The following is an 11,953-nucleotide window of genomic DNA, read 5'->3' as shown; positions in this document are numbered from 1 at the left end:
TTAAAAAAAATATTTTATAATAGTGTTGCGGAATTAAGGGTTATTAAAAGTCACATTGGGAGCATACTTTAAAAGAAGATTGCATGAATTGACTATCTGATAATAACGTATCCAGGATATAGGCATATTAGCTTGTGTCAACGTATTATAATAATAAATATCATATCCGCCATATCCACCGATACCTACAGTCAGTATTTCGCTACGCGCTTCCCCCAATATATACAAATCATGTTCAGCAGCTCCTCGTAACTGGACATAAATACCATTTAACGCACCCTTCACGTCATCTTCTGTCTGCCAGAAAGATTCATTCGTTATAAAGCTTATTGGCTTAAGGTCTAGTGCATCACAAGAAGCAAATGTCAGGACCATAAACAAAGCTATTGTACTATTTATTATATTTCTAATTTTCATAACTTTACTTTATTAAAATGATACATTTGCACTAAAAATAATATTTCTCGGCATAGCATATCTACCATTATCCTGTCCACCTTCTTCTGGATTAAGACCAGAATATTTAGTAAAATAGTGCAGATTATTTCCCGTAACCGTAAACCGAAGTCCGCTTAAACGAATCTTTTGTATGATATTTGCAGGAACTGTATAACTTAAAGAAACTTCTCTAATGGCTAGAAAATCTCCTGATTCATGATACAAAGAGCTACCTCGGATAGCATTCTGCTGTCCACGATCACCATGCCAATAGAATCTCGGCATGTCCGCTTTGTCACCTTGTTCTTTCCAGGAGCGATTTACGACATCTTTCGTCATATTATTATCACCCTGCCAATTATAATCCAAAAAGCCTTTGGCAAAATTATATATGGTATGACCCAATGTAAAATCAAGTCTGCAATACAAATCGAACCCTTTATAAGATAGAGAAGTATTAATACCCCCAGTCCAATCCGGATAAATATTACCAACATATACACGGTCTTTACTGTCAATCACACCATTACCATCAGTATCTTGCCACTTTGCATCACCACCATATTTGGTTTTATCAGGGACTGTAATAACATTATCTATCGGCTCATTAGCATTCTGTGCTTCCTCATCAGTAGAATATACACCTATCATCTTATAGGCAAACAAATCTCCAATTCGTCCTCCTTCCTGTAAACCACCTTGCCAAGTATGTTTACCCAGTTTAGCATCCCAAATGTACTCACCACCAATCCGATTATTTTCAACCCCATTATCTGGCAGCTTCAATATTTTATTGGTCACCTTCGAGGCATTAAAACCTAATGACCATTGAATAGAACTGGATACCGGTAATATTCTTGCATTCATTTCCAACTCAATACCTCTATTTTGTAAACGCCCTAAATTAGTGAAAATAGAGCCAAAGCCTGTAGAATGAGGTAAAGTGCGATTTGTCAGCAAATTATCTGTGGTACGATTGAAATAATCAAAGATAAAGTTTAACCGATTATTAAAAAAGGAAATATCAGTACCGATATCAAATGTCTTAGACTCCTCCCAACTCAAGTCTTGATTTGCCATAGTTCCCATAGTGATACCTGCATTACCTAAATATTTAGAACCTACACTATAACTACCTTGAGCCGTATAATCCCCCAAGCCTGAAATATTACCATTTACTCCATAGCTGGCACGCAATTTCAGACGCATTAGATTCTCAGGCATAAATGACCAGAACTTTTCTTTATCCACATGCCACCCTAATGACACGCCAGGAAAAAATCCCCATTTGTTGTTCGTACCCAAATTGGAAGCACCGTCATATCTTGCAGATACAGAAATCAAATATTTATCCTTATAATCATACCCTATACGAGCAAAAATACCTTGCATAGATCGCTCTGTAATAGAACTACTCACACTTACAGGAACACTTGAGGCATTCAAAGTAGGAATCAAATCAGTAGAAGCACCTCTACCAGCAGCTGCTAAACGGGCCTCTTTCCTAAAATAATAAGCATAACCAGCTGTTACATTCAAATTGTGTTTTTCATTGAAAGATTTAACATAGTTGAATACAGCATCTGCCTGATATTGCCGCCATTTGTAAGTATCAGCATTTGCATTTCTTGTAGTTATATAATCTCTCGGTCCATTCCAAAAAGCATCCCAAAAAGTATAGTTATTACTGTTCACTTCAAATAAAGAAAGAGCTGGTTTGAAAGACAATCCTGGCAATATAGTCCAATCTGCATCTACTCCTATTGATAAATTCTGATAGTCATACTCTCTTTGTGCCTTGTTCATATGATATACAGCATTTCCCAGATACTGGGCAGCTCCTGGAGCCAGACTACCATCTTCAAATCTGAATTTAGTGGTAGGTGAGGCAGCCGGTGAACGATAGAATGTTGCATCTGCAGCTAATGGAGAACCATACGTAAACGAGTTTGAATAAGTAGTTCTAGCTGAAATTTTCAAATTATCCCGTGCTTGCAAAGAACCATTCAAACTAAAATTATACCGTTTATATGAAGTTGTAATAACAGTTCCTTCATTAGTCATATACCCTAATCCCATATTAAAGGTAGCCTTTTCCGTTCCACCTGAAACTTCAATATGGTGATTATGAGAAAAACCAGTACGATAAATTTTATCCTGAAAATCAGTATCTGAGTATAACAATGTCTTACTCGGATCTACTGGATCTGGCATTGATTTCCACCCTTGATCTAATTTATAGCGATTCTCATCAGTCAAGTATTGAGTAGAGAAGGCAGTATTATTAGTCAGATCATTTCCTGTTCCATAACCTAAATGTCCTATCAATCTTTGTTCGGTAGCTTTTCCAAATTTCGCTGGTGAAATCATACCTTTCCTCATAAGGGTCAAAAATTCTTCAGCATTGGCAAATTCATATTTTTTACCAATATCAGAAATTGTCAGATTATATCTATATTCAACTCTGGTTTTACCGGCCTTCCCCTTTTTAGTAGTAACAATTACAACACCATTTGAACCTTGGGCTCCATAAATAGAAGTAGCAGCAGCATCTTTCAGAATTTGGATGGATTCAATATCTTCCGAAGCTATATGAACCATATTCGCCCTCATAACACCATCAATAATATATAGTGGAGTAGCACCATTAGGATTATTAATGGAAGTACCACCACGGACTATAATACGAGGTTCTGCACCTGGTTGCCCTGAAATACTTTGCACACGTACACCAGACACTGTACCTTGTAAGGCTGAAGCTGCATTTGCATAGGGTACATTCTTCAAAGCCTCTTTATCAAGCTTGGTCACAGATGTCGTAATCTTCTCACGAGACTGAGAACCATACCCAATGACTACAACTTCCTCCATTTGGGTGGCATCCTCTACCATCACTATTTTATAGTTACTCTTATTGGCAGATACCTCTTGAGTTTTCATTCCCAAATAAGAAAATAACAAGGCACGACTATCAACTGGAATACTAAAACTAAAATTTCCATCCAAATCAGTAACAACACCTAATGAAGTTCCTTTAACTTGTACAGCTACCCCCACCAATGGTTGTCCATATTCATCCATCACATTTCCTTTTACTGTTTTCTTTTCTGATTGATTAGTGGATAATACAGACGGAGTATCTTCCGATGCATATACACTTCCCACACTCAAAACAGTAAAAAGGAAAATATAAAATGCCCAATGTAATATCCTGCTATTAGATTTAATGTCTATTGTTTTCATTTTTTTTGATTATTTGTGTTTCAAACTATTATTAGATTCACCACTGTATAATTACTTTCTTCTTATTTCCATTATTCCTCCTTTCTCTATCAATTAACAAAATCTGTTTCTATGTCAGAAACAAAGCACTTTTTCACATCAATCTTCCCATATTTCACCTCAATGAAAGGTTTACCATCTTTTAGACCAACATTACCAAAACCTGTTTCCGTCGACAAAAAAGACGTAAAATCATCACCCATCCTTGAATCAATATATAAAGTAGAATCCACTGCATCATACTGTATTCCAGTCAAAGCTTGGAGCATAGCATAACTAGACATTGCACGGGCATACCATGCCCCACATTCATATTCATTAAATGGGTTACGTACTCTTCCATCATACCGATCACGACAAGTACGGACAATATCAAGTCCTTTCTCAACCTCACCTTCAAACATCAAATGAGAAGCCACTTGATATTCAATACCTGTCCATACCTCATTGGAGTAAACAAAAGGAAGTTGTAACTTTCCTCCTTTGGGCCATGAACATAATAATAAGCCTCCTTCATCACCTAAAGCAAAAGTCGAGCGCTGAGGATTTACATGTTTTCTGAGATTCCTCTTTAAATTATATTTATGAACAGACAATAAATGACTTAATATTTTCTTTCTATCTATAGCCTCGTCCAGTCCACAGACCAAAGAAAGCCATGCTCCTACTACTCCATCAGATAAACAGCCTTTTCCGTATTGATATTTCGGCCCTTCCTTTTCCAATAAATCCAAACCCTCTTTCGAATAATTAGAATTGACAGACTGTACTTTCGTCGGATCAGAAGCCTGCAACTCCTTCCAACGAATATTTTGAATAAAATATTCACCGTCGTACAATTGATTTTCCATGTAGTCAATACTCTTATCTAGCAACTCTCTATATTCTGTCATATCTTTCTCCAAATGTTCACCCATAGCAACAAATGCTTGTAATGCGCCAGTATAGTAACTATTAATCATACCACTAGGCCCCCAAAATTCAATGTCATAAGTATTATGATGAGGTTCCTCTATAACACCTTTCCTTTTAGGATCCCACGTATTAATGCAATAATCAAGACTATTCTGTACGTATGAATAAATCAACTTCAACCATTCGTCATTACCATATATATGCCAATCACGGTATACTTTCATAATACCACCTAACTGCCCATCAGCTGCTGCATGAAAATTATGTCTGATGGGTCGGATAGGAAGTGCAGAGCGAAATGCTTGGTGCCCATTCTTAGCTTGACTAACAAAAAATTCCGTTTCCCTCAGTGTTCTTTCCATTTTAGGAAACAAATGAGGTATAGCTTGAGCATAATTCCAAACATGTGTACAAGAACCATAGCAAGAGCCATATTCATTACCGCAACCTTCCCAATTCCACATCCGACCATCGTATTGCCGAAAAATCGTAGGTGATTTTAATATAGTAAGATTAGCAGCAACAGCTTCAACAACTTCAGCAGGCAAAGTTGTAGCATAAAATGCATCAGTAAACAGCTCTGTTTTTTCTTTCAACGTATTATAATTTTTCATCCAATAGTCTGCGACTTCCTCTATATTTGCAAATCTACTGCTATACCAGGGACGGTATTTATCGGACAACTGAATGGAAGTATCAATATAGCCTGCGGGCTCTCCTCTTTCATTAACTACAGGTACGATAGGTACATCTACATCATCAATCGGTTCCAATCCCTCACGAACTAATGAGAAAGGAACGTACCATGCCATATATAAACGGATTGTCTTTGACTCTCCCGGTTGCAATCTAAACGGTACATACAAGGAAGCTCCGGGAGCATCCGCCATATTAGCAGGATTTTCTTTAATTACCCCACTGCTCATCTCATTCCAGCACATCGTGAATGAGTCAAAAGACCATCCTCTAAACCAACAATAATTAACCTTAGTTTCCGGTTCATCTGTAAAGATTGCAAAATCAGCCTGATGAAACGGCTGCGTTTCTGTTCCTTTCTGTGATATTATAAAACCATTTTCAATTGGCCTAATAGATGCTCCTCCATTACGAATATCTACAAAGTTCTTTGAATTATAAGAAAATATGGCTTCTACTTCTTTAGCATATTTATTTTTAAACGTATATTCAAAACCAGCAACTGGAAGCCCTGAGTTATTTTCATCTGTAGGAATAAATGGATTCCAAACCTTCATTGTCACGTCCATCTTCAGTTCATCGTCACTCATTCTCAATTTGGCAAAAGGGAATTTTACTTCAAAATCACAATCTTTAAATCGAGGTAATCCCCACGTGCCGCCGTATCCTTTTGTTGACTGTGGTTGGCCAAATTTTTTCCAATCCGGTACTTGTCCTTCCACAACAATACTACCATTATCTACCCCTTTCAAATATAATCCGGCAAACATTGTCGGTTCATTCAACATCTCAGTTTTATGCCTAATATTCATATTAGAAATTGCACCACTACCTTCTACACAAAACATTCCCGTCCCCAATCCCCCAATAGGGAAAGCAATCCTGCTCGTATACTCTCCCGTATATTTTTCATTATAATCACGTACTTCTTCCATACTGGAGCAAGAAGCCCATAAACACAAGCAGATACATAGACCTAAAAAATAAAATCCATTTTTCATATATCATTTTTTTAATGATTTATTCCTTCAACATTCTCTATTTTTTCTCCATTTCTGTTCAATCTCCTCCAATGATAACCCTTTTGTCTCCGGCAAGAATAAATACCCCCATACCAAACCCAACACGGCAATAAATCCATAAAGAAAAAATGCACCTGCCGGATTCTCAGAAGTCGTTTGTCCAACAACAATTTCGGTACCTGGTATAGAAAAAAAATCTATAATCTTAAAGAAAGTAAAGGAGACAATGCAATTAAATATCCATACAGCCAATGAACCTATCGAAGTCCCCAATCCCCGTACTTTCTGCGGAAATATCTCGGAAATGACCAACCATCCCAAAGGTCCAATACTAATTGCAAAAAATGCAACATATCCAAACATAAAAACGACCATTAACCACCTTCCGATTTCGCCCAACTGATTAGCATAAATAAAACAAGCACTAAGGCACAAAACAGAAAAGGCAATTCCTGACAGACCAATAAAATACAACTTTCGTCGTCCGATTCTATCCACTAAATAAAGAGAAATCACTGTAAATACAACATTTACAATTCCAATACCTACAGAAGCCCAAATAGCAGAGAGTGTACTTTCAAATCCTGCCATCAGGAAAATCTTCGGACTATAATAAATAACTGTGTTAATACCTACAAACTGTTGAAAAAACATAATACAAACAGCAATCATTAGAGGAGTTCTCAACCAAGGCTGCATCAAATATCGCCATCCTACCGCACTATTCCTATCTTTCTCTATTTCCACCTCCATTTGTCCAATTAAATCATTTACTGTATTTTCCGGTTCTATTTTCTGCAACACTTTCCTACATTCTTTCAACCGTCCTTTACTCAACAGCCACCGAGGTGTTTCAGGCATAAAACACATGCCTACCAGTAGTACCAAAGCTGGTACAACACCTACCCAAAACATCCATCTCCAACAATCCAACTTGTTTTCATCAGCCCAAAAAGTATCTGATATGTATGAAAGTAAAATACCTATTGTAACCATTAACTGAAACATTGAAACCAGACGTCCTCTGGATTTAGCTGGAGCTATTTCTGCTATATATAATGGAACAGTAAATGATGCCACACCTATCGCTATACCAAGAAACAGACGAGAACAAACCAAGCTCGTCAAACCCGTTGCCAGTCCTGACCATAACGCTCCCACTGCAAATATCACAGCAGAAACCAATATGATTTTTCTTCTTCCAAATATATCAGATAAACGTCCACAACATACAGCCCCCAACATAGCTCCCAACAAACCAGCTGCCGTAATCCATTCAACATCATTATTATCTATTCCCCAATCTGCCTGAAGAAATGGAATCGCTCCTGAAATTACCCCAGTATCAAAACCGAAAAGCAATCCTCCTGTTGCAACAACTGTAGCTATCAAAAATATTATATGTCTGTTTTTCATATTATACTTATTATATTTAGGGTTCAAAACTTATCCAAACCTCCTTTTTCACTGACGGATTCGGGACATATAAGAAAGTATCCGGAGCATCTTCAAATATTTTATAAATAGATTTACCCTTCTCAATACCTAAATCATGATACTCTCTCGGAGCCTTTCTTACCAATTCCGAGAGATGATAGTTTGTATTTCTGATCCACTTCAATCCATCACCCTCAAAAACAGGATACCATGCAATACCTTTATGACGACGAATCTCAGCATATTCAAAACCATATTCACGGTCACACCATGCACCAAACACAAGAGATTCATCTGCATTCGTACTAATGGTAGCATGTACCCAATATGGAGGGACCACCACCACATCGCCAGGCTGTGCATAAACAGCATAACACCTCCCCGGTTCATCTGTAGCCGACTCTTGCATGTAAATGACCGCCTCTCCATTCCATATCTCATAAACCTCTGGAGTGGACCATTGACTAAAAGGTGAGACCTTATGAATATGTCCCTGACTGCGAATGGGTTCCATTCCCAAACTTCCTTTGGCATAAGCCACTACTCCAAAAAGCAAATGCTGTTTTTGCAAAAGCGCTTTATGAACAGTCTTACCCACATCCATAGCTATAGAATAGACAATATCCGGTCCTTCACATTTCGGATCCAACAAACTAGACCGGATATCATCCAACCGCCGGTTTTCTACTGTCGGGCCAAAAACGTCCTTACCATAAATAAAACCTAACGGATTTTCTGTTATCCCTATATCAATCCCCTTATCAAAATTATCTTTATGCATGATGTCTTACAAAAGCTTTAATTGTTCCACATTCCATTCCTTCAGACTCCCCATAAGGTTTTATTGTATATTCCTTTATGGCAGCAGGAATAATAAAAGTTTCCGCATAATGGACAACAAACGGAGAAAATTGTCCTATAGGACTTTCCACTATCACCGAACGTCCCTCAATCAGATTCAGAACATTAACACCCGACTCATTCTTATGCAAAACTTTGTCCGTGAACCAATGTCTTCTTGTTTCTATAAATTCCCATTCATGAAGTCCCGTCTTTTCTTCACGCCAAGAATCTCCTTCACCAATAACAGAGACCTTGTTTATCAGTTCTTCTTTCACCCAAGACTCCGTTCTATTCCATTGTATCACATTAGCCCCATGAGCTATATTAATCGGACGCGGTCTGCCATCCAGTCCCATCCGTCCCCAATCCCACAACTTAAATGTAAAGATGTATGGGGTTGCACTAATCTCAAGTACCATGCTATTCCTTCCCGAACAATGTACCGTACCAGCCGGAATTAAAAAATGATCATGCTTCTTTGCCGGATAAATACCTACATACTTCTCCACTTCAAATTCACCAGTCCTTTGCGATTTTTCCAATTCATCAAGCATCTCCTCCGGTTTAATATTATCCTTCAAACCCAAATATACAGTTGCCCCCTCCTTAGCATCCAAAATATAGTAGCTCTCATCCTGCGTATAATGCATCCCAAATTTCTGTTGTATATATTCAGTCAAAGGATGAACTTGTAAGCTTAGATTGCCGCCTTCTATCGTATCAAGAAAGTCAAACCGTATTGGAAACTCATCACCAAACCTGCCATACACAGCATCGCCCAATAGCTGTCGGGGATAAGCAAAAATCAGATCAATTGACGGTATTTCCACTTTCTCATCCCCAAAGGCCAACAACAGACTGTTTTCTTCAGGTACACAGTCAAAACACCAAGCATAATTAGGCATCGTCCGTTCTAAATCGCAAACATCTTTCATCCACTGTCCCCCCCAAGGCCCCGGATCAAAAAAGGGAACTACACGAAACGGGCCATTTACCGCTTTCTCCAATCCCTCAAACATCGCTTTGCCTGTAATCATCTTAGGATGATTGCGCCGATTCGTATCCAAAACATAATCCACCTTTGCCATCAGTATCTTTTTGTGCCTATCGCATATTCTCCAATCTACGAAAAAAGCTCTTTTATACTGCAAGGAGGTTCGTTCTTCTTTGTTGTTGACACCTATATTTGATATTTCATCTTTACGGAATCTGGACTGTATCTCCCATCTTGCCATATCGGCATAAATCAACAAATCAGGATGTTCACAAAGATAGGCCGCACCAACCCCATAGACTATTACAATACCAGACTGCAAATCTTCTATCTGTTGCCGGATACCAGTAACTTTATCGAAATCAAAAAAACATTCCATTGTATACCGGGTCAGATAGCCGAATAATTCATCATCGGTAATATCAGGATAGAAAAAATCATTGATTTTCTCTTCCGGCAACATCGCACTATCTGTATGAACAAATAAAGCATTATTGAATCTACCGGCAAAAGCATTACGTATATCATTCTCAAACACTCCTTGATAGCACTCAATCGCAACCACTTTCAACGGCTTCTCCAGTACCTTCAAACGTTCACTGATACTATCGGTAATGGCAAACCAACCGGAAATACAGTCATCCGAATTATAGGACACCTGCACAAAAGGATATTTATCGTAATTAGCAGAATACTTCATCTTTTATCTTTTTTCTTAAACAATATTCCAAACCATACAAAGCTGCATAATCTCCCAAGCTAGAAACTACCACAGATACTTTTGCACTCGGAGTCCAGGCAAACTTTGACACCCGTTCCTCGATATAAGGCACTATCACTTTATGGCTATTCATGATTCCCCCTCCAAGTATCACCACTTCAGGATCATAAGCATGAATAAAATTTATAACAGCAGCTCCCCATATTTCAATGCATTCATTTCGTACCAATAACGCGTCTCTATTTCCTTGTTCCGCCAATTGGAAGATTTCTTTAAAATCATAATTCTGAGATGACATTTTAAACGAAGGAGACAGGCAAGCATGATCCTTTATAATTTTATGAAGGAAGAATGAAGAGGACAAAGCCTCCACACACCCCTTGTTTCCACAAGAGCATAACCTTCCTTTGTAGTCTACTACAAAATGGCCACCCAACGAACCTGCTTGAAAGTGCTTTCCATACATTACCTCACCATTCATAATGACTCCCGATCCTATGCCCGTACCAATAGTCATCATAACAACGCTATCATATCCTCTGCCGCTCCCATATTGCCATTCTCCAATTGCTGCAAGCCGTGCGTCATTATCAATGTAAAAGGGGGCTCCCCAATGTTCATCCGCCCATCTATCCAAATCAAGCTCCACTCCATCATCATATTTTTCATTCGTAGATATAATAATGCTTTTTTTATTATTTACTAGCCCTGGAAAAGCTATACCCACTCCAAAGAGGCGCTTCACACCATTTGAATTTAGCAGGAAATCAATTGCATTTTCAATCTCCGGCAAACTTGCTGTCATATCCAAATCTTGACGAGAAGGCATTTTTACATAGTCTACCAGTTCTCCATTGCGTAAGAGACCGACTTTTGTAATGGTTCCTCCCAAATCTACAGCTATGATATACTTCATATTCATATTTCTATCAATTGGGGATTGCCATTCACACACTGTAAAGATGCAGAAAACCCGTTCTCCAAAATCACTTGATAATCATGTCCTGCGTCCGAAGGCCAACAAGCAGCGAATGACAGAACAGAATATCCTATATTTGCCACACGATGGGCCACCCCTCCAGGTATATAATGAAGACTACCCGGAAACATCCGCTCACTCCAAACCCTTCGGTTCTGATCCATCATAATCAATCTGCCTTCACCTTCCACTCCCCAATAGTACTCCCCACGATTCATATTGGCATGAAAATGTCCTTTGGTCATGAAATACTCATCACCAACCTTACCTGGATAAATTCTCGTGATTCCGAAATAGAGTCCCCCTGGCGTTCCTTCTTCAACCGGCAGATGACAAGTCACCTCATACAATAAAGTATCAGGAGACATCTGTTCATAAGCCTCACAATTATGAAAAACACCTCGTAAATCAGCCAAAGTCTTCAAACTCCTCTTCACATTTTCACCGATCAAAGAATCCTTTATAAAGAGCAAAGGCGACTCATTTGTTCTCTTATCATTCATCAGCATCATACTTTTAAAATCTTATATTGCAAAAGTACGCTGATATGGAACTCGCTCTTTCCTCTATATTTTCCGATAATTATGGTATTTTACCATTATTCGCAGCAAATGGATAAAACCTTG

8 protein-coding genes are annotated in these 11,953 nt (G+C 38.3%); all 8 read right to left on the bottom strand.

Annotated elements, in window-relative coordinates; all coding sequences use genetic code 11:
- Positions 1-33 precede the first annotated feature (33 nt).
- The 8 genes from DW096_RS09860 to DW096_RS09825 all read right to left on the bottom strand — a co-directional run bounded on the left by DW096_RS09860 (position 34) and on the right by DW096_RS09825 (position 11,830).
- Positions 34-417: a RagB/SusD family nutrient uptake outer membrane protein gene (locus tag DW096_RS09860; RefSeq protein ID WP_233555716.1), complete on the bottom strand. Its 384-nt coding sequence runs from the start codon at positions 415-417 to the stop codon at positions 34-36.
- 12 nt (positions 418-429) lie between these two features.
- Complete coding sequence (locus tag DW096_RS09855; RefSeq protein ID WP_005823644.1) at positions 430-3,681, bottom strand: TonB-dependent receptor; 3,252 nt, start codon at positions 3,679-3,681, stop codon at positions 430-432.
- Positions 3,682-3,770: 89 nt separating this feature from the next.
- Positions 3,771-6,332 carry a GH116 family glycosyl hydrolase gene (locus DW096_RS09850; protein WP_118930988.1) on the bottom strand — a complete coding sequence of 854 codons (2,562 nt, stop codon included), beginning with the start codon at positions 6,330-6,332 and terminating at the stop codon, positions 3,771-3,773.
- A gap of 27 nt (positions 6,333-6,359) precedes the next feature.
- The gene (locus DW096_RS09845; RefSeq protein WP_118930995.1) at positions 6,360-7,769 is read right to left on the bottom strand and encodes a sugar porter family MFS transporter; all 1,410 of its coding nucleotides are present in this window, start codon (positions 7,767-7,769) and stop codon (positions 6,360-6,362) included.
- 16 nt (positions 7,770-7,785) lie between these two features.
- Positions 7,786-8,571 (bottom strand): glucose-6-phosphate isomerase family protein, encoded by a 786-nt coding sequence (locus DW096_RS09840; protein ID WP_118930987.1) that lies wholly within the window; start codon positions 8,569-8,571, stop codon positions 7,786-7,788.
- Positions 8,564-10,327 (bottom strand): class I mannose-6-phosphate isomerase, encoded by a 1,764-nt coding sequence (locus DW096_RS09835; protein ID WP_117962665.1) that lies wholly within the window; start codon positions 10,325-10,327, stop codon positions 8,564-8,566. The genes DW096_RS09840 and DW096_RS09835 overlap by 8 nt, the downstream gene beginning before the upstream one ends.
- On the bottom strand, positions 10,311-11,270 hold the full coding sequence (locus tag DW096_RS09830) for an ROK family protein (RefSeq protein ID WP_005823650.1): 960 nt from the start codon (positions 11,268-11,270) through the stop codon (positions 10,311-10,313). The genes DW096_RS09835 and DW096_RS09830 overlap by 17 nt, the downstream gene beginning before the upstream one ends.
- On the bottom strand, positions 11,267-11,830 hold the full coding sequence (locus tag DW096_RS09825; RefSeq protein WP_009037083.1) for a glucose-6-phosphate isomerase family protein: 564 nt from the start codon (positions 11,828-11,830) through the stop codon (positions 11,267-11,269). Before DW096_RS09825 ends, DW096_RS09830 begins: the two co-directional genes overlap by 4 nt.
- Between the last annotated feature and the right edge of the window lie 123 nt (positions 11,831-11,953).

It is taken from the genome of Bacteroides sp. AM07-18 (genome assembly GCF_003602695.1).
Lineage (GTDB): Bacteria > Bacteroidota > Bacteroidia > Bacteroidales > Bacteroidaceae > Bacteroides > Bacteroides uniformis.
The sequence above is the reverse complement of the archived record's forward strand: the minus strand, read 5'-3'. Positions and strand labels throughout refer to the sequence as shown.

What these genes read in the sequence shown, in the direction of transcription:
- DW096_RS09860 (WP_233555716.1), bottom strand. Translation starts at nt 417, where the DNA reads ATGAAAATTAGAAATATAATAAATAGTACAATAGCTTTGTTTATGGTC.
- DW096_RS09855 (WP_005823644.1), bottom strand. Translation starts at nt 3,681, where the DNA reads ATGAAAACAATAGACATTAAATCTAATAGCAGGATATTACATTGGGCA.
- DW096_RS09850 (WP_118930988.1), bottom strand. Translation starts at nt 6,332, where the DNA reads ATGAAAAATGGATTTTATTTTTTAGGTCTATGTATCTGCTTGTGTTTA.
- DW096_RS09845 (WP_118930995.1), bottom strand. Translation starts at nt 7,769, where the DNA reads ATGAAAAACAGACATATAATATTTTTGATAGCTACAGTTGTTGCAACA.
- DW096_RS09840 (WP_118930987.1), bottom strand. Translation starts at nt 8,571, where the DNA reads ATGCATAAAGATAATTTTGATAAGGGGATTGATATAGGGATAACAGAA.
- DW096_RS09835 (WP_117962665.1), bottom strand. Translation starts at nt 10,327, where the DNA reads ATGAAGTATTCTGCTAATTACGATAAATATCCTTTTGTGCAGGTGTCC.
- DW096_RS09830 (WP_005823650.1), bottom strand. Translation starts at nt 11,270, where the DNA reads ATGAATATGAAGTATATCATAGCTGTAGATTTGGGAGGAACCATTACA.
- DW096_RS09825 (WP_009037083.1), bottom strand. Translation starts at nt 11,830, where the DNA reads ATGAATGATAAGAGAACAAATGAGTCGCCTTTGCTCTTTATAAAGGAT.